Source organism: Rhodococcus sp. NPDC057014 (assembly GCF_042673295.1).
Taxonomy (GTDB): Bacteria; Actinomycetota; Actinomycetes; order Mycobacteriales; family Mycobacteriaceae; genus Rhodococcus_F.
Genome location: NZ_JBHUSF010000177.1, coordinates 1 through 17,764 on the forward strand (window position 1 = coordinate 1; position 17,764 = coordinate 17,764).

The following is a 17,764-nucleotide window of genomic DNA, read 5'->3' on the forward strand; positions in this document are numbered from 1 at the left end:
ACCGTAAGCAATCAAATCTATCTATCTAGGTCAGTTCCACGACGACCCCCAGGTCGCAAAGATGCGCGTCCGCTGGTTCCCTGGGGGAAGCGAGATCGCGTCGTGCTGTGTTCGCGACGGCGGTCGCGTGGGCCCAGACGAATGCGAATCGATGCGAGAGCGGCGCAGGCATCAAACGCTAGACGAGCGACCCCGACCGCCCCGGCCACTGTCTGTCGGTTGCACATCAGGTTCCGGCTGGGGTTTCGCCGGAATGCGCTGCGAGCAGGAGGGTCTCGAGGTCGTGAGAGGTGACCGGGCGGGGGTTCGAGTCAGGTACGAAGGGCAGGATCCTTTCGACGGCCTCGGGGATGGCAGCCTCGTCGAGGCCGCAGTCCTTGAGCGCACGGGGGGCGTCGAGTACGACCCGCAGGTCGTTGAGTCCGGCGCTCGCGGTGCCGGTGCCGAAGGCGGCCGCGATCCGGCGTTCGGCGTCGGGTGCGGCGGGTGCGTTGAAGGCGAGCACGTAGGGCAGGACAGTCGCGTGGGTCTGGGCGTGGGGCAGGTCGTACGCGCCTCCGAGGACGTGGCAGATCTGGTGGTGCAGACCGGAGCCGGCGGAGGCGAATGCGACGGCCGACAGATAGGCGCCGTACTGGGCCTGCTCGCGTCCGGTCACATCGTGCGGATCGGCCTTGATCGCGGGCAGCCCGTCGGCGAGTGCCCGGATGCCTTCGGAGGCGAGTGCCTTGTTGATCGGGTCGGTGCGCGGCGCCCACATCGAGTCGATGCAGTGCGCCATGGCGTTGAGCCCGGACGCGACCGACAGTTCCACCGGCAGGGACAGCGTCAGCTGGGCGTCGTAGACGACGGTGGCGGGCAGGACCGCATCGTCGACGCCGGTGGTTTTGTGTGCCGCTTCGGTCAGGCCCCACACGTTGGTGGCCTCGGAGCCGGCGTAGGTGGTGGGTACCGCGACGATCGGCAGTCCAGTGGTCAGCGCAACGGCCTTCGCCAATCCGGTGGTCGACCCGCCGCCGATGCACACCAACAGGTCGATCGCATTCTCCGTTGCCGCCGCCCGCGCCTTGTCGGCCTTGGTGACCGGGACATGCGGGGCCACGTCGTCGTGGAACACGGTCACGTCGATGCCCGCGGCTACCTCCCGGGCGACGGAATGTTCGGATTGGGAGGCGATAACCATCACCCGGCTGGCGCCGAGCCGGTCCACCTCGGCCGCGAGGTTCTCGGCGGCGCGGCCGGAGCCGAACAGGACACGCTGTCCGAGGGTGACGTGATCGAAGACCAGGCTCATGCGGGTGTGCCTCCAAAACAGTAATTTTCGCGTCGATCGTGGGTGTGTGGGTGGAACAGGTGTGCGTTTCCGGTCGTCCGAGCCTGGGCTCCAACGCGGACAGGAGTTCGCGCTGTCCGTGAAGGGTGGTCGAGTTGTGTCCTGGCGCTGGCAGTTCCGCTCACGTGGTGGATCGTGTTCGTGAGGCGGGTACCGCCCGCGCCCCGGAGGCGAGTGGAGCGGCCTCAGTCGTTCGGCTGTGGGTGGTCGTCGAGTTGCGAGGTTTGGCCGCGGTAGTAGACCAGGGGCTTGTTGTCGCTGAACTCGATGTCGGTGACCCGGCCGAGCATGCCGAGGTGGTCGCCGGTTTCGAATACCTGGTCCTGCTCGCACAGCACGGTGGTGACGGCGTTCTTGATGGTGGGGATGCCGTGGTGGTACTCCCATTCGCCGACGTCGAACTTGGCGCCGTCGAGGGTGGCGAAGCCGAAGCAGATCTCGTGCTGGTCTTCGGCGAGGACGTTGATGCAGAACCGTTCGCAGTCACGGAGTTTGGCGAAGGTCGAGGAACCGGAGAAGGCGAAGAACGCCACCAGCGGGGGGTCGAGGGACACCGAGGTGAATGAGCCGATGGTCATCCCGACCGGTTCCCCGGCGCACAGGGCGGTGACAACGGCGACCGAGGTGGGCACGCGGCCCATGGCGCGGCGGATCGTCGCCGGATCGAGGCCGGGGGTGCGCTCGTGCGCAGGGGAGGCGTCGGGGGCGGGATGGTCCAGTGCTGGGGTCATGGTTGGCTTCCTGGTGCGTCGGGGGCCGGTCGGGAAGGCGCGGTGCGTGTCGGGTCAGATGAGGAACTTGTCGACGGCCTCGATGGTGTCGTCGAGCTTTTCGACCTGGGGGATGTGGCCGCACTCGTCGATGAGGGTGACGGTGCTGTCGGTGACGAGCTTGTGGAAGTGCTCGGCGTAATCCGCCGAGACGAGGCTGTCGTTGCGGCCCCAGACGATCAGCGTGGGTGCGGTGACGCGGTGCAGGCGGTGCTTGAGTCCACGGTCGGGGATCGGCCAGGTGAATTTGCCGGTACATCCGAACGCCCACACCATCGCCGCGGCGGCGGCCTGCTGTTGTTCGAGGTCGTCGGACGGGGCGAGCATCGCCTGGGCGGCCGCGCTGGTGGGGTCGTGGAACAGCAGCGCGGGTAGCTGGGCGGGCGGGGTGGCGACCCAGTTCGCGGTCGGGGCGTCCTCGTTCCACAGGCCGATCGGGTCGAGCAGGATCAGCTTCTCCGGCAGGGTGGGAAACGCGGCGGCGAGTTCGGCGGCGAGCATGCCGCCGAAGGACTGCCCGACCACGACCGGATGCTCGAGTCCGAGCCCTCGGATCAGTTCCTCGTAGGCCAGGACCATGTCACCGAGGGTGTCGATCGTGTGGATCGCGTAGGGGTTGCCTTCGCTGGTGCCCGGGAACTCGGGGGCGTAGACGGTGTAGCGCGAGGCCAGGTGGGTCAGGAACGGGTCCCAGACCAGGCCGCCGGCCGGGTGCAGGTACAGCAGCGGCGCACCGGCCCCCGCCACCTTGACGGTGATGCTCAGTCGGCCGCCCCAAATGTCGAGGGTCTGTTCGGTGATGGTGGAGGTGGTAGTCATCGGGCGTTCGCTCCTGCGGTGGTCTTGGCGGTGGTCTCGTAGGCGGTCGGATTGCCGCCGAGGCGGCTGGGCCACCAGTGGTGTTCGTGGTCGGTGTCGGTCCACAGTTCGCGCAGCCGCGGCAGGACCTCCTCGGCGAACAGCTGGATGTTCTTCATCACCAGGTGCCGGGGCAGTGAGCCGAAGCCGAGCATGGCGTGCAGGTTGCCGATGCCGTATTCGCGGCAGAAGTCGAGCAACTGTTCGGCGACCGTGTCGGGGCTGCCGACGACGATCACGCCCGCCTCGACCAGCTCACGGAAGGTGACGGTGCGCATCTTGTGGTAGAGACCGAAGTCGCCGGGGTCCTTGATCAGGGCCTTGACCCCGTTGATGTCGATGGCGCCGGGCAGCCCGAGCTTTTCGATCGGGATCGAGCCCAGGCCCTTGCGGAAGGCGTACTCGGCGTGCGGGCCGTATTCGACCTCGGCACGCTCGTCCGTTTCGGACACGGCGATGGTCTGCAGGAAGCCGACGCGGTAGGGGTTGCGGGCGACGCCGGCCTCGTCGGCCTGCTCCCACATGCGGTCGAAGATCCGTTTGCCGGTCAGTTTGGCGCCGAACCAGCTCAGGTAGTTGAAGCCGAAGCCGCGATCGAAGCACATCCGCATGGTGCGGGGGTTGCCGATGCCGGTGATCCACACGGGCACTTTCTCCTGCAACGGCCGCGGCCACATGTTCACCATCGGGTACTGCGAGTACCGGCCGTTCCAGGCGAACGGTTCCTGCTCGCGCCAGGAACGCAGAACCAGCTCGAGATTCTCGTCGAAGCGGGGGCGGACCTCGATCGGCGGGACACCGTTGTTGATGTTGGCGTCGTAGCTCAGGCCGACCGTCAGGCCGGCGACCAGGCGGCCGCCGCTCATCACGTCGATCATCGCGTACTCGTCCGCGGCCCGGAGCGGCTCGCGCGCCTTGCCGAGGGAGCGGCCCATCGGGTAGACGGCGACCTCGAGGCCCTCGGCCTCGGTCATGTAGGCCAGGGCGCTCGAGATCAGGTCCGGGTTGGGCACCATGTCGTAGCTGCTCTGCCCGTGCTCGGTGACCGCCACGCCGTCGTAGCCGCTGCGGGCGCCGAGCATCAGCTCGTCCATGAAATCCCGAATCGACGAGTACATGCCGTCCCGGGTGACGAGCGAGTACGGGATGTTGCACACCGACTCGTGGTTGTCTTCGAAGTCGTCGGGCAGGTACCGGTACGGCGCCTGCAGGAACAAGTTGACCTTCATGTGTTCTCCTCTGAATTGCGGTGAGGCAGGGACCGCGACATCGCGATCCGGCCGGAACGAGACTCCGACCACTCCCCTTATCTGCTGTGATCCATCTCTCTCAATCGAGGCTAAGTGGGCGCTACCTAGATGTCTAACACCTGTTTGTTGAGCTATTCAGATCTTTTGTATCTAGATAGATGGCAGGGATGTCCCCTGACGCTTGCGGCACGGTTTTCAGGTCCGAGTTCGCCGCGAGGACGGGTGTCCCGGTGGCCGCCGAGGCAGCGCCCGGTCGGGCGGGACACGGTGACGCCCGACTGGGCTCAGGCGGGTCGGGCGTACTGGGCGATCTTCCGCTCGTCGATCTCGATGCCGAGGCCGGGGCCAGTGGGCAGGTGCAGGAAGCCGTCCTTGAAGACGACGGGATCGACGACGATGTCATCGGAGAGCAACAGGGTGCCGAACAGCTCGGTTCCCGCGGTGAGCGACGGCATCGCACAGAACGCGTGCAGGGAGGCCGCGGTGCCGATCGAGGACTCGATGGTGGTGCCGCCGTAGCAGGGGACGCCGAACGCATCGGCGACCGCACCGACCGCGAGAACGTTGCTGATCCCGCCGCCCTTGGCGAGCTTGACCGCGAGGACATCGGCGGCGCCGCTGGTGCACAGCTGCACCGCATCATGGGACGTGCGCAGGCTCTCGTCCGCCATCACGGGAATGGTGAGCAGGTCGGCCAGCCGCGCCATACCGCCCACATCCCACCGCGGCACGGGTTGTTCGATCAGGCCGATCCCGGCCGCGGCCAGCTCCGGGAGGTACCGCTCCGCGGTGAGAACGTCCCAGGACCCGTTCAGGTCCACTGCGAGGTCGGCCCGGCCGGCGAGCGCGTCGGCCACCGCGGTGACCCGGGCGACGTCGTCGGCGGGTAGGCCCGATCCCATCTTCAGCTTGAACGACCGGTGCTCACCCGCGTCGAGCTTCTTTCGTGCCTCCTCGATCACCACGTCCGCCGGTTCGGCACCCAACGCCCAGGTCACCGGCAGCCGATCACGGTGCGCCCCGCCGAGCAGCTGATACACCGGAAGGCCGAAACCCTTCCCGCACGCATCCCACAGCGCCATCTCGACGGCGGCTTTCGCGAATTCGGCGCCGCCGATCATCCGGTCCAGCTTGCGGCCGAGGTAGCCGACCCGGCTCAGATCCTGCCCGACGAGCAGCGGTGTCAGGTAGCGGTCGATCAGGGCCTTCATCCCCTCGATCGACTCACCGCCCCACCACGGCCCACCGGGCACGACTCCTTCGCCGATCCCGACGACCCCGTCGATGGTGGTAATACGGACCAGCAGCAGACTCTGCGAATCGATGGTCAGGATCGAGAACTTGTGCGGGCGCCGGATCGGGACGTCGAGGATGGTGGTCTCGATCGTGGAGATGATCATCTCGTTCATCGCCTTCCAGCTCAGGCTTGGTGTGCGGGTGCGGGTGCGAGCACGAAGTCGTAGCGGGCATCGGTGTAGGGGCGATTCAGTCCCTGCTCGGCGATCAGGGTGGTGTCGTCGACGGTGTGCAGTGCGATCACCAGCCCGTCTCGGACGGCGCCGGCGACGTCGTTGTCGAGGTACTCCCCGCCCTGGAAGTACAGCTGGCTGGTCATCTCCTCGTAGTCGCGGCGGCGCAGCTTGATGTGCAGGTGCGCCGGGCGGAAGAAGTGCCGGCCGAGGGCCCGCAGCACCGTCCCGGTGGGGCCGTCCTTGGGGATCTCGTACGGCGGCGGCAGGATGGTCAGCACCCGGAACGTGCCGTCCGGCTCGGAGGTGAAGCGCCCGCGCAGATTGTAATCCGGGATGTTCGGGTGGATGTTCGAGTACAGCCCGTCGGCGTCGGCGTGCCAGAGATCGAGTTCGACACCGCCCAGCGGCTTCCCGTCGGTTCCGGTCACCCTGCCGTGAAAGAGCAGGGGCTCGCCCTTCTCGTCCGGCCGTTGCGGCATCACGTTCAACGGCCCGGTCAGCACCGGGGCGCCGGGGAGGTAGAACGGGCCCTCGATCGCCTCGGGGCTGCACTCGCGGCCGAGATTGCCGACGTCGGTGGCCTCCGCCTCGAAGAAGACGTCGAACAGCAAGGATTCCTCGCCGGCCTTGATCGAGTCGATGATCAGGTCGGTCGCCGCCCGATACTCGGAGTGCGTGATCTGGTGTTTGCGGATGAATTCGAGCAGCACCTGCTCGAGTTCTTCGACGACGGTGCGGATACGGCCCTGGTCGGCCACATCGGTCACGGCCATTTTGATTTTTCCTTCCGGTGAGCGACAGAGAGGGTCCGCGAGTCGCGGACTTCGGGGCTGTTCACGCGGCTCGATCTGCGAGCGAGGTGACCCCCCCGAGAGATTGTCCGCAATCCGTACGGTTGAACCGTATTGCGGACACTGCTACGTTAGGTCCGTCACAGTGCCCCGGTCAAGAGGTGAGGAAGAACGGCATGAACGAATCCGAGGACTTCGATCGGCGCGACTACATCCAGTCGATCGAGCGGGCCATCGCCGTGGTCACCGCGTTCTCCGACGCCGGTCCCTTCCTCTCGCTGAGCGACCTGGTCGCGGCCACCGGCCTGACCAAGCAGACCGTCCGCCGGATCCTGATGACGCTCGAGCGGCTGGGGTTCGCCCGTTCGGTGGACTACCGCTGGGCGCTGACGCCCCGGATGCTCAGCCTGGGATACGCGTATCTCTCGTCGGTCAACCTCCCCGCGGCGGCCCAGCCGGTCATGGAGGCGCTGACCGACCGGATCGGCGAGGGAACCTCCCTGGCGACCCTCGACGACACCGAGGTGGTCTACCTCAATCGTGTTCAGCGGCACCGGATCACCAGCATCAACCTGGCGGTGGGCACCCGACTGCCCGCGCACGCCACGTCCATGGGGCACGTGCTCCTGGCCGGGGTGTCACCGAAGGAACTCGACGGGTACTTCGACCGTGCCGCCCTGCACGCCCTCACCGACCACACGCTGACCACCCGCACCGAGTTGACCGCCCGGCTCGATCTGGTCCGCGCTCGCGGATGGGACGCCGTCGATCAGGAACTCGAACTCGGACGCCGCTCCGCGGCCGCGCCGGTCCACGACGCCGACGGGCGGGTGGTCGCCGCCCTCTCGCTGTCTTGCAGCACCGCGTCCAGATCCTTCGACGGACTCGTCGCCGAGCTCGTGCCTGCGTTGGTGGCGTCGGCGAAACAGATCAGCGCCGCCCTCGGAGACGGCAACTACGCCCACCGGAACCCACGGGAGAGAGCCCAATGACACATCCCGCCCACGCCACCACCGCGCCGGCCACCGACTACCCCCACTACCGCGAGCTCCGCTCCCGGACCGACGCGCCGGCCGGGTCGTCGTGGAAGGTGTTCGGCACCGATGATCAGCTCGGCACTCTCAACTTCCTCCGGTTGGCCGACCTGGCTCGGTCCGCCGACGCCGTCCGCGCCGGCCAGGCATTTTCACTCGATCTTCGCTCGGACACGATCGCGCCGTCCCTGGCACCGACCAGGGAACCTCTCGTCCACCACATCTTTCAGCGGACCCCGTTCCATCGGGACGAGTGGCTGGACCGCTTCTACACCCAATACGGTTCCCAAATCGACGGGCTGCGCCACATCGCGCACCCCGATCACGGCTTCTACAACGGCGCCGACGGGACCACCTTCACCCCCGGAACCGAAACACTGAGCATCCACCACCTGGCGCAGCTCCCGATCGCCGGTCGAGCGATCCTCGTCGACCTCGACCGCTACACCCGCGCCCAGGGCGCACCACTGGACCACCAGGCCGGTGAACCCGTTCCGCTCGCCACGATCACCGCAGCCTTGCATGCCCAGGGCACCACAGTGCTGCCGGGCGACACCCTCCTGCTCCGGTTCGGCTGGCTCGACCACTACCGCAACCACAGCACACCCGAGTGGCGAGAAAACCTGGTCCACAAACAGTTTCACACCGGCGTGCTGCAGAGCGAAGACGTCGTGGAGTGGCTGTGGGACCACCGCATCGCGATGGTCGCCGCCGACAACTTCGCCTTCGAATGCTGGCCGGCCCAACCCGGCACACCGTTCCTCTCCGAAGCCGAGCGCCGCGGTGAGACCGGCGACCCCCACGCCGGCATCATGCACCGCGCCCTCATCGGACTGCTGGGAATGCCCATCGGCGAACTGTGGGACCTCGACGCCCTGGCGGCCGCCTGCGCCACCGACGGCCGCTACGACTGCCTGATCACCGTCTCCCCGTTACCGATCGTCGGCGGAGTGGGATCACCAGCCAACGCCACCGTCCTCCGCTGACGGCTCTGCCTTCCCCGGCGCCAACCCCAGGACCCACGTCCGGTGTCGGGCATGCCGCCACGCGTTCGACGCTGCCGCCAGCCGGCGTCGAACGCCCGCGGTTCGCCCGTGCGTCAGGTTGCGCACCGAAATCAGCTCGCCGACATCGGAAATCCAGGATCGGCGACCGCTCGCCGGATACGGGTCGGCCGCTGATGTCGCCGGCTGTCGGGGCGCGGGGGCGTGGGCGTGCAGCGGTGTCTCAGGATGCGCGAGATTGCCCGAGGAGCGCGGTGCGTTCCAACTCGGTCAATCCGCCCCAGATGCCGTGAGGTTGGGCGGTGTCGAGGCCGTAGCGGCGACACGGTTCGAGGACGAGGCAGCGTGCGCAGCTGCTGCGGGCAGCGTCTTCCCGCAGCAGACGTGCCGCGGCGGTCTCCTGCTCCGGGGCGAAGAAGTAGTAGTCGCCCATCGCCGAGCAGTCGGCGGATTCGCGCCAAGTCGAGGGCGCGCGCAGGCGGCCACGAACTGCCGTGGAAACCGATCGAGTCATGTCCTCTGTCTGTTCACTCGAATGGCCGGATCCGGCCACCACCGGACCGCAAGTGCGGGTGGGTGCCGGGGGGCCGGCGCAGTCGGCTGCGGGTCCCCCTTCCGCCGTGCGCGGCGGAAGGGAGCCGGGCGAGGGAGCGCCTCGGTGCGCCCGCAGCCGCTTCGCTAGTTCCGGCTCTCGTGGTTGTGCAGCTGGGAGGTCTGCCCGCGGTAGTAGAGCAGGGGGCGGTTGTCGCTGAACTCGACGTCGGTGACCCGGCCCAGCATCCCGAGATGATCACCAGCCTCGAAGAGGCTTTCACGCTCGCACAACACCGTGGCCACCGCATTCATGATCCGCGGCACACCCTCGTGATGTACCCACTCGCCGACCTCGAATTTCTCGCCGTCTCGGCGCGCGAATCCGTGGCAGATCTCGGCCTGGTCCTCGGCGAGCACGTTGATGCAGAACTGCTCGCACCGGCGCAATTGGGCGAATGTCGAGGATCCGGCGAAGACGAAGAACGCCACGAGGGGTGGGTCGAGCGACACGGAGGTCAGCGACCCGATGGTCATGCCGATCGGTTCCCCGTCGCACAGGGCGGTCACCACGGCGACCGAGGTGGGCACCCGGCCCATGGCTCGACGGATGGTAGCCGGATCGACTCGGGTGCCCGAGGACTCCGTCCCAGTGGCCAGCGGGCGCTCCAGGGGGCTGAGTGCAGTGGTCATGGGGTCTTCTCCTTGAACGAAGGTGCAGCGCGGGCTGTGGTGAGGGAGGGTTCTCCTCCAGAGGGTGACCAGCGTGGGGAACGGTCAGCCGGTGCTGTGCGGCCGAGCGACCAACCCTCTCTGCTGTGATCCAAATCTCTATATCTGAGAGTAGGAACCCCGTATCTAGATGTCCAGCACCTGTTTGTTCAGCTATTGAGCTTCTTCTTATCTGAATCTAGGGTGGCGGGTGTGGAACTTCGGCATATGAAGTACTTCGTGACGGTCGTCGACGAGGGCAGCTTCACCCGGGCAGCGGAGCGGCTGTCGATCGCCCAGTCCCCGGTCTCGCACCAGATCCGCAAACTCGAACGCGAGCTGGGGGTGACCCTGCTCGAGCGCACCACCCGCTCGATCGCTCTGACCGAAGCGGGCCGGGTGTTCTACGACCGCTGCGTGAGCCTGCTGGCCGCCAGCGAGGACGCGGTGGAGTCTGCCCGCAAGGCCGCTCGCGGTGAGATCGGCGCGTTGTCGTTGGGGTTCATCGGCTCGTCCACCTACGACTTGATGCCGAATCTGGTCCGCGCCTACCGCGAACGCAACCCTCACGTCGAACTCACTCTTCGCAGCGAGATGCTGTCACCTGCCCAAGTCGATGCGCTGCTCGACGGGACCTTGTCCGTCGGCCTGCTGCGCCCGCCGGTGAAGGTCCCGGACATCGTCGTCGAACTCGTGCGCAACGAGCCGCTGATGGCCGTTCTCCCCGTCCAGCACCCGTTGGCCACCAACACGGCGATCGATCTGGACGACCTCGCCGGCGAAAGCTTCATCGGCTACCAGGCGCCGTCGACGATGCACGACGTGCTCCTCAGTACGTGCGCCCAGGTGGGGTTCGTTCCCACCATCCGGCAGCAGGTCGCCGAGACCGCGACCCTGGTCGCCGTCGTCGCCGCCGGCCTCGGTGTCGCCGTCGCTCCCGAATCGGTCCGGCACCTGCGCATGAACGGCGTCACCTACCGGCCCCTCCGCTCACCGAAAACGGCCGTTCCCCTGGCCCTGGCCTACCACAAGGACGCCGTCGGGCCACTCATCCGCCGCTACCTCGACACCGCCCGGACCGTTCTCCGCAGCAAGAAACTGATCAACGTGGCCCCGACAGGCCAGGAAATGGGCGCGTACGTCGACACCATCTGATCCTGATTCGCTTACCACCCACGGCCAAACCATGTCGGCTGGCATAGTCCGGCGCACCCGCCCGCAAACACCGAAATACGAATCTCAGCTTCAGTTCGATCACTAGACGATCCGTTTACGGGCGGTTGTGGCGCTTGGGTAGATGTCCGAGGAGGCAGTCGGAGCTAATCGAACCCGGCGCGATATCGGCAGTTTGCACACCGAACCCGTACGGGTTAGTCATGTCTTGTGGCCGAGAATCCGGGAACCCGCGCAGGTTTGACGATCGGCCAGACGGTGATGTTGCATCCGCAAGGGATCTCGAATTCAAGATCATCTCCATCGAGGACGGTGATGCCCTCATCGAGTCCTTGGTGGACGGCCCGGGCGCCTACCCGTTCCGGGTCCAGCTGAAGTTCCTCGTACCCGCGACCTGATCCCGTTCCCATCGGCGACTTCGTGTCTCCGCAGTAGCACCGCAGCAGCACTGTGTCCCGCCCCTGAATTCAGGGGCGGGACACAGTTGTCGGCGGGCGTGGGGCTCAGACGGTGAATCGTCCACGGTTGCTGAGCAACACCGCACCCACCACGTTTCTGGCCTGCTCCGAGGCGAGAAACAGCACGTTGTCCGCGATCTCGTCCGGTGTCGCATACGGCACCGGTGTGTTGTTGACCCACTGCACTTTGAGTTCTTCCGGCGTGCGAGCGGCCATACCGGTATCCGTCGGGCCGGGAGCGACGAGGTTCAGTCGGATACCGAACGCCACCACCTCCTTGGCGACGGCCTGGCAGAAGGCATGGACGGCGGCTTTCGATGCCGCGTAGTGCGGGTATCCCGTCAAGGTATCGAACGCTGAGGACGAGCCGATCACGACGATCGAGCCGCCCTTCGGCTTCATCGCCCGCACGGCGGCGCGCACCACGTGGAATGTGCCGTCCAGGTTGACCGACATCACTCGGCGCCACTGCGCATCGGTGAGGTTCGCCGTCAGGTCGATCGGTGTGCCTGCGGCCGAAGCCTCCGTGATGATCTTCTTGGACTCCGGGTCGTCCACACCGGCGGCATGGACGACGACGTCGAGCCGCCCCTCTGCGTCGAGGACCTCCGCCATGGCGGCATCGACGGCCTCCGGGTCCGAGACGTCGACCCCTCGTGCGATCGTCGTGGGGTCGTCACCGTACCGTTTGCGCACGTTCTCGACCACGAGATCGGCCACGTAGACGCGGGCAGCCCCCTCATCGACGAGCTGCGCGACGACGGCCGCTCCGATTCCCGATCCGCCTCCGGTCACCAGGGCCACCACGCCCTCGAATCTGCCCTGTGCTGCCGTTCTGTCCATGTTCGTTCATAGTCCCTTCGTCAGAATCGAGCGCACTGCACTCACCGGTTGATCTCGCCGACAGCTGCCGGGATGTCTGTGCCGAAGTAGGCAGCCTCGGCGATGTGGGCGAAGCCTGGAGTACTGCTGTAGCCGCGCGCGACAACCTCACCTTGGCGCAGAACAATGCACTCACTTCAAATTGAGTTGACTTCAGTTCAAGCAACCTAATGGATCTCCAATGTGAGCGCAACCACAACTCCCGACCATTGTGTCGGCGGTGCGGCGCCTGCGGCGCTCACTGAGGACACTCAGCACCGTTTTTGCGCTTTGCATTACGCGTGCCTCCCGACCTGGTCGTGTCCACATCAGCTGGCCTTCTTCGCCCCTTGTAGTCGGCTTTCCCGACCTCCTCGGCGTGTCGTGACTCCGGCGACTACTACGAGGCCTCCGTCACCATGGGACTCGCGCCCGGTAGGCGATCCCGCGTTCGTCTCTGTCGTCCGTAGCAGCGTGATGTAGTCGGCCCATTCATCTCCTTCAACACCCTCGCTGGGCGTCGCTCCGCGATCCGGAGGTCGTGTCGGTCACTATCGGCTCCGACACAGAGCACGGCACCGGCTTCAGCGGTCCTTGCGGCGGATGGGGCTTGCATCAACTGGAGATTGAGCTTCAGGCAATCCAGATTTCGCCCAATTCCGCGGCGGGCGATCCGAGGGACGATGTCTCGTTCACGCAGCGAATAACGTAGTCGTAACCCTTGTCGGCGCAGACGCTTTCCCGCCAGCGTCGCGTGATCCGCGTGTGGACTTCGTTGCCGGAATCGCTGCCCCCAACGGTTGCAGCATCGAGCTATCGTCGGTGTTTCGCCGCGGTCACGCCCACGGCCAGTGGGATTCTATTTTGTTTCGGACAGGACGTGGATCTTCGATCCCTTCTTGCCGCGGTCGGCCGGGCTGGGACCGGTCAGGGATCCCGCCTTTCGCGCGAACGCTTGCCAATCCAATATCACTGCCGTCCAGTTGAGTTCGCGCGCGCGACCTGTCCGTCGAGCACCTCTCGATGGAGTTTGCCGAACACTCCGTCCCCACCCGGGCACTGAACCGTCGACATCGACAACCAATCGCTTTGCCACAGGTCGAGCCCAGTGGATCACCGAATGTTTCTGCCAGTGACTATTTTTCGTCACCCCTACACTGGCAGTGCGGTCGTGTTCTTTAATTCATTCAGCGGAACTTCTGTATGCACGTTCCGAACACCCGGAATTTCCGCGATATGCCCGACATGCAAGCTTCGATACTCATCAAGATCTGCAACAACAACTTTGATCAGGTAATCGTACCCCCCCGCCATAAGATACGCCTCGAGAACCTGAGGCAACTTCAAGATCTCTTGAGCGAAATTCTCGACAGTCGCCCGATCTTGCCGCTCCATTGTTACACGGACGAAAATCGTCATTCGCAGATCCAAGGCTGAGCGATTCAAGAGCGCCACATAGCGCTCCACAAGCCCCGCCTCCTCCAGTAGCCGCACACGCCTTGAGCAAGGCGATGGCGACAGGCCGACACGAGCTGCCAGGTCAGTGTTCAGCATCTTCGAATCCTGCTGCAGGAGACGCAGAATCTTCCGATCGATCACATCCAGCTTGATTGGCATGCATTTCTCCCTTTGCTCACTTTTGTAGCATCTCCGCCCAGGATAGCTCCAGGCGCGAGCCAACTTTGCAACCCATCCCCAAAGCGACATTGTTACGCTGGTCACCTCGCCAAAAACCCTCAGGAACAGGAACAACAGGCATGCGACCGTTCAAGTTTTCGCGCGCGAGTCGACTCGATTCGCTCGCCCCTTCACCCTTCCATGTGGTGGTACAAGCTGCTAAAGAAGAAGAAAGGCGTGGCACGGAAGTTCTCTACCTTTCGGTCGGTGAACCTGGCTACCACACGCCAGATCACGTCAAGGAAGCCGCCGTTCGCGCGATTCGAAACAACCACACCCGATATACAGCAGTTGAGGGGACCGCCGAAGCGCGGCAAGCGATCCGCGACAAGCTCTTCCGGGACAACCAGCTTACCTACGACCTGGATGAAATCACTGTCACCATGGGAGGTGTGCAGGCGATTTTCAATCTGCTGATGGCCACAGTTAGCGAAGGCGACGAAGTCGTACTGCCGGCACCGTTCTTCACTCCCTATCTTTCATCGATCCAGCTGACCGGGGCGAAGCCGGTCTTGCTGCAAACCCAACAGGCGCATGGGTTCGTACCACAAGCGACGGCGATCGAAGAGGTGCTGACCCCTCGGTCCCGGTGGCTTGTCCTCAACTCACCTTCAAATCCGACGGGCGCTGTCATCGACGAAGGCGAACTGCAGCGCATTGCCGAGGTAGTAAAGCGCCACCCGAACCTGATGGTATTGTCCGATGACATGTACGAGGCACTCCGCTTCGACGATGGACCATTCCGGAACATCGTCAACGTAGCGCCGGAACTCGCGGATCGTACCGTTCTGCTAAACGGGGTGTCGAAAACTTATTCGATGACCGGTTGGCGGTTCGCCTATCTCGCAGGGCCGAAGCCGATCATTTCGGCCGTCACAGAAGTTTCGTTGAGCAGCACATTTTCTCCGAATTCGATCTCGCAAGCTGCCGCCATCGAGGCGCTGACCGGACCTCAGGCAGAAATCAGGGCACAGGTGGACGAATATCGGGCGCGGAGAGACGTCCTTGTAGAAGCAATGAAGGTCATCCCCGAACTGCCGTTCACGGTCCCGCGCGCCACATTCTTTTTGTTTGCAGACTGCACAGCCTACTTGGGTCTTACTGACGCAGATGAAGTACGCATTGAAAGCGACCTCGATCTTGTCTTGTACATTCTGCGCAAAGCCGGTGTCGCCTTGATGCCCGGCTCTGGATTCGGAATGCCCGGTCATATCCGAATTTCATTTGCGAGCTCTGAAGAGACGTTGCGAGAGGCCGTCACAAAACTCGCAGCTGCACTGTCAGACCTCAAGCAAGCACAAGCCCGGCCGTTGCTCGCTTCTTGTACCAACTAACCAAACACAGGGCGCGATTGCCTATACTCACCAATCGGCCAGCGGATGGCCACTCGTGACGAGATCGCTGACCCCCAGCGGCGACATTGTTGCTAACGGTACCCCGCCCGGAGTCGGCCTTGGCATGCCCACTGTATTTCTGTCGGCAGGACAGAGCGTCAAACTCGGCATCGAAGGACTCAGAGAACAGGCACAGTCCACTGTCGACAAAGTCTGACGAACACCAGACTGAGGCGGCCCGTTCTGCCCACCACCCATGTCTTCCGATTCGGAGGTGTCACAGCGAATCCGGTGCTCGGCAACACGGTAGCACGGCATACCGCGCGTAAACGAGTCGCACTGGGTACAACTCCGAATGCAGAAACTTGCAATCCACCTCATCTTGACTTGGTCCCTAGGCCGACTCGTACAGCAACGCAACCTTGAGGGACGCCTCGAATCGCCGCGGGATCTCCCACAACGGGAGTTGCCGTCTCATGATCGCCATTCACCTTTGCATCGTGATGCGCTGCCGCAGACCTAGGCCCTGTCCGCAAATTGCGGAATAGATGGATCGTCTTTGTCGGGCGGTGAGCACGCCATAACGGCGGGAGAGTGCGTGTTCACCGCGTTGGCTCACGATTCCGAGGCATCTACGGCAGCGCACTTTGCTCGACGATGTTGCGATTCCGACAGGTCCGCTTACCAGGACCATCGGCGCCCTGGCTGTAACCGGGTCCTGGCCTCTCTATACGCCTCGACGCACCCCTCGGAATCCAAATCAACACGCATGACTCCGACAACGATCGGTGCCATCCACCTACGGATCGTCTTGAAGCGCCAACTGCGCGTTGGAGATCAACAATCAGTTTTCGTCCCGGCGCATCTTCGCGCTTGCACAATTTCCACCCTGACGACAGAGGGCCGGGGCATACTACCCGAATTTCTAATTCTCCACACCATCGGAGCACCACTGCTTGAAGGAGTCGCAAGATGTCACATCCAAGCAAGAACAAACAAGGGCAGATAACGCAAGACGGGCAGCCGCGAATTGCCGAGAGTTCAAGTTTGAACGAAGAACTCGGCTACCACAAAGACCTGAAGGCGCGGCAGATTCGCATGCTGGCGATCGGCGGCGCTATCGGAACAGGTCTGTTCATGGGCGCCGGGGGACGACTCGCGTTGGCGGGTCCTGCGCTTGTCTTCGTATATGCGTGTTGCGGCGTGTTCGCGTTCCTACTATTGCGTGCATTGGGGGAACTGGTACTTCATCGCCCGACTTCCGGCTCATTCGTATCCTACTCGCGCGAATTTTTCGGTGAGAAGGCGGCGTTCGTCGTCGGATGGTCGTACTGGATGTGTTGGTCGATGATTGCGATTGCAGACGTGACCGCCATTGCTCTCTACATGAACTTCTTCAAGAAGTACGTCTCTGCGCTCCAGGCGATACCGCAATGGCTCTTCGCCCTGGTCGCATTGTGCGTCGTCCTCGCGGTCAACCTGATCTCGGTAAAGGTCTTCGGCGAGTTGGAGTTCTGGTTCTCCGCAATAAAGGTGACCGCATTAATCGGGTTCCTCTTGGTCGGAATGTACTTCGTACTCTTCCGGGTCCCGGTCAACGGTCGGGAACCTGGTTTCAACCTCATCTCCGACAATGGCGGCCTGATGCCCAACGGGTTGCTTCCTGCTCTCGTGATCACACAAGGTGTAATTTTCGCGTATGGCGCTATCGAACTTATTGGAACCGCCGCCGGCGAGACGAAAGACCCGGAAAAAGTCATGCCCAAGGCGATCAATGCCGTGCTCTTCCGAGTTGCAGTCTTTTACGTCGGCACGGTCACGCTATTGGCGCTGCTGCTCCCCTACACCGCTTACAAAGCTGGCGAGAGTCCATTCGTCACCTTTTTTGGGTCGATCGGCGTATCCGGCGCGGATGCCGTGATGAATATGGTCGTTCTTACCGCCGCCCTATCGTCTCTCAACGCGGGACTGTACTCGACTGGTCGAATCATGCGCTCGCTGTCAATCAGTGGCTCTGCGCCGAAGTTCGCAGCTCGCATGAACAAGGCAGGCGTCCCCTACGGCGGCATCTTGATGACAGCCGTCGTCGCACTCGCCGGTGTCGGACTCAACGCTGTGGTGCCCTCAGATGCCTTCGAGATCGTGCTCAATCTCGCATCGGTTGGAATCATCACCGCCTGGGTGTCGATCCTTGCTTGTCAATTGCAGCTTTGGCGTTGGTCTCGTGAGGGAAAGGTGAGTCGACCGAGTTTCCGCATGCTCGGCGCACCCTACACCGGTATCGCTGCACTCCTGTTCCTCGGCGCGGTTGTGGTCTTGACCGCATTTGACTACCCGATCGGCACATTCACTATCACGGCAACGATTGTTGTTGTCGGACCCGCACTTGTCGGCGGATGGTTTCTTGCACGCAATCGAGTTCGGCAGATCGAGGCCGCTTGTCCCGTTCACCAAGAACGAAACTAGCGCCTAGTCACGCTACGTTCTCCGAATCGGCACCCGCGCCC

General features: G+C 64.1%; 15 protein-coding genes and 1 pseudogene. 5 read left to right on the forward strand and 11 right to left on the reverse strand.

The window, feature by feature from the left end; translation table 11 throughout:
- Window positions 1-226 precede the first annotated feature (226 nt).
- The 6 genes from ACFTZB_RS28100 to ACFTZB_RS28125 form a co-directional block, all read right to left on the reverse strand.
- Window positions 227-1,294: a maleylacetate reductase gene (locus ACFTZB_RS28100; protein ID WP_378436245.1), complete on the reverse strand. Its 1,068-nt coding sequence runs from the start codon at window positions 1,292-1,294 to the stop codon at window positions 227-229.
- A 224-nt stretch (window positions 1,295-1,518) separates the two neighbouring features.
- Window positions 1,519-2,064: a flavin reductase family protein gene (locus tag ACFTZB_RS28105; RefSeq protein ID WP_378436247.1), complete on the reverse strand. Its 546-nt coding sequence runs from the start codon at window positions 2,062-2,064 to the stop codon at window positions 1,519-1,521.
- A 54-nt stretch (window positions 2,065-2,118) separates the two neighbouring features.
- Window positions 2,119-2,922, reverse strand: a complete 804-nt coding sequence (locus tag ACFTZB_RS28110) for an alpha/beta fold hydrolase (protein WP_378436249.1) — start codon at window positions 2,920-2,922, stop codon at window positions 2,119-2,121.
- Window positions 2,919-4,190 (reverse strand): LLM class flavin-dependent oxidoreductase, encoded by a 1,272-nt coding sequence (locus ACFTZB_RS28115; protein ID WP_378436251.1) that lies wholly within the window; start codon window positions 4,188-4,190, stop codon window positions 2,919-2,921. The genes ACFTZB_RS28110 and ACFTZB_RS28115 overlap by 4 nt, the downstream gene beginning before the upstream one ends.
- Window positions 4,191-4,495: 305 nt before the next feature.
- Entirely contained in the window at window positions 4,496-5,620 is a 1,125-nt protein-coding gene (locus ACFTZB_RS28120; protein WP_378436253.1) for a muconate cycloisomerase family protein, read from the reverse strand.
- Window positions 5,621-5,631: 11 nt separating this feature from the next.
- Window positions 5,632-6,456, reverse strand: coding sequence for a dioxygenase (locus ACFTZB_RS28125; RefSeq protein ID WP_378436255.1), 825 nt, complete (start codon window positions 6,454-6,456; stop codon window positions 5,632-5,634).
- Window positions 6,457-6,650: 194 nt separating this feature from the next.
- Here ACFTZB_RS28125 and ACFTZB_RS28130 point away from each other — a divergent pair, with 194 nt between their 5' ends.
- Window positions 6,651-7,466: an IclR family transcriptional regulator C-terminal domain-containing protein gene (locus ACFTZB_RS28130; RefSeq protein ID WP_378436257.1), complete on the forward strand. Its 816-nt coding sequence runs from the start codon at window positions 6,651-6,653 to the stop codon at window positions 7,464-7,466.
- On the forward strand, window positions 7,463-8,494 hold the full coding sequence (locus ACFTZB_RS28135) for a cyclase family protein (RefSeq protein WP_378436259.1): 1,032 nt from the start codon (window positions 7,463-7,465) through the stop codon (window positions 8,492-8,494). Before ACFTZB_RS28130 ends, ACFTZB_RS28135 begins: the two co-directional genes overlap by 4 nt.
- Window positions 8,495-8,735: 241 nt before the next feature.
- Here ACFTZB_RS28135 and ACFTZB_RS28140 read toward each other — a convergent pair whose 3' ends face one another.
- Window positions 8,736-9,026, reverse strand: a complete 291-nt coding sequence (locus ACFTZB_RS28140; RefSeq protein ID WP_378436261.1) for a WhiB family transcriptional regulator — start codon at window positions 9,024-9,026, stop codon at window positions 8,736-8,738.
- Window positions 9,027-9,190: 164 nt separating this feature from the next.
- Window positions 9,191-9,736 (reverse strand): flavin reductase family protein, encoded by a 546-nt coding sequence (locus tag ACFTZB_RS28145; protein WP_378436263.1) that lies wholly within the window; start codon window positions 9,734-9,736, stop codon window positions 9,191-9,193.
- Between the two features lie 231 nt (window positions 9,737-9,967).
- On the opposite strand from ACFTZB_RS28145, the gene ACFTZB_RS28150 reads away from it, so the two are divergent.
- The gene (locus tag ACFTZB_RS28150) at window positions 9,968-10,909 is read left to right on the forward strand and encodes a LysR family transcriptional regulator (RefSeq protein WP_378436265.1); all 942 of its coding nucleotides are present in this window, start codon (window positions 9,968-9,970) and stop codon (window positions 10,907-10,909) included.
- Window positions 10,910-11,430: 521 nt separating this feature from the next.
- Here the strand turns inward: ACFTZB_RS28150 and ACFTZB_RS28155 are convergent.
- The 3 genes and pseudogenes from ACFTZB_RS28155 to ACFTZB_RS28165 form a co-directional block, all read right to left on the reverse strand.
- Window positions 11,431-12,228, reverse strand: a complete 798-nt coding sequence (locus ACFTZB_RS28155) for an SDR family NAD(P)-dependent oxidoreductase (RefSeq protein ID WP_378436267.1) — start codon at window positions 12,226-12,228, stop codon at window positions 11,431-11,433.
- Window positions 12,229-12,817: 589 nt separating this feature from the next.
- Window positions 12,818-13,290, reverse strand: a pseudogene (locus tag ACFTZB_RS28160) (transposase); the annotation flags it as partial.
- 108 nt (window positions 13,291-13,398) lie between these two features.
- Entirely contained in the window at window positions 13,399-13,863 is a 465-nt protein-coding gene (locus ACFTZB_RS28165; RefSeq protein ID WP_378436269.1) for an Lrp/AsnC family transcriptional regulator, read from the reverse strand.
- A 140-nt stretch (window positions 13,864-14,003) separates the two neighbouring features.
- Between ACFTZB_RS28165 and ACFTZB_RS28170 the strand changes: the two genes are divergently transcribed.
- Window positions 14,004-15,257, forward strand: coding sequence for a pyridoxal phosphate-dependent aminotransferase (locus tag ACFTZB_RS28170; protein WP_378436271.1), 1,254 nt, complete (start codon window positions 14,004-14,006; stop codon window positions 15,255-15,257).
- 972 nt (window positions 15,258-16,229) lie between these two features.
- Window positions 16,230-17,723, forward strand: a complete 1,494-nt coding sequence (locus tag ACFTZB_RS28175; RefSeq protein ID WP_378436273.1) for an amino acid permease — start codon at window positions 16,230-16,232, stop codon at window positions 17,721-17,723.
- Window positions 17,724-17,764: the final 41 nt, after the last annotated feature.

Bases quoted from the DNA above. Each gene is read 5' to 3' on its own strand.
- ACFTZB_RS28140 (WP_378436261.1), bottom strand. From the start codon at position 9,026: ATGACTCGATCGGTTTCCACGGCAGTTCGTGGCCGCCTGCGCGCGCCC.
- ACFTZB_RS28145 (WP_378436263.1), bottom strand. From the start codon at position 9,736: ATGACCACTGCACTCAGCCCCCTGGAGCGCCCGCTGGCCACTGGGACG.
- ACFTZB_RS28170 (WP_378436271.1), top strand. From the start codon at position 14,004: ATGCGACCGTTCAAGTTTTCGCGCGCGAGTCGACTCGATTCGCTCGCC.
- ACFTZB_RS28155 (WP_378436267.1), bottom strand. From the start codon at position 12,228: ATGGACAGAACGGCAGCACAGGGCAGATTCGAGGGCGTGGTGGCCCTG.
- ACFTZB_RS28100 (WP_378436245.1), bottom strand. From the start codon at position 1,294: ATGAGCCTGGTCTTCGATCACGTCACCCTCGGACAGCGTGTCCTGTTC.
- ACFTZB_RS28135 (WP_378436259.1), top strand. From the start codon at position 7,463: ATGACACATCCCGCCCACGCCACCACCGCGCCGGCCACCGACTACCCC.
- ACFTZB_RS28130 (WP_378436257.1), top strand. From the start codon at position 6,651: ATGAACGAATCCGAGGACTTCGATCGGCGCGACTACATCCAGTCGATC.
- ACFTZB_RS28175 (WP_378436273.1), top strand. From the start codon at position 16,230: ATGTCACATCCAAGCAAGAACAAACAAGGGCAGATAACGCAAGACGGG.
- ACFTZB_RS28120 (WP_378436253.1), bottom strand. From the start codon at position 5,620: ATGAACGAGATGATCATCTCCACGATCGAGACCACCATCCTCGACGTC.
- ACFTZB_RS28165 (WP_378436269.1), bottom strand. From the start codon at position 13,863: ATGCCAATCAAGCTGGATGTGATCGATCGGAAGATTCTGCGTCTCCTG.
- ACFTZB_RS28125 (WP_378436255.1), bottom strand. From the start codon at position 6,456: ATGGCCGTGACCGATGTGGCCGACCAGGGCCGTATCCGCACCGTCGTC.
- ACFTZB_RS28110 (WP_378436249.1), bottom strand. From the start codon at position 2,922: ATGACTACCACCTCCACCATCACCGAACAGACCCTCGACATTTGGGGC.
- ACFTZB_RS28105 (WP_378436247.1), bottom strand. From the start codon at position 2,064: ATGACCCCAGCACTGGACCATCCCGCCCCCGACGCCTCCCCTGCGCAC.
- ACFTZB_RS28115 (WP_378436251.1), bottom strand. From the start codon at position 4,190: ATGAAGGTCAACTTGTTCCTGCAGGCGCCGTACCGGTACCTGCCCGAC.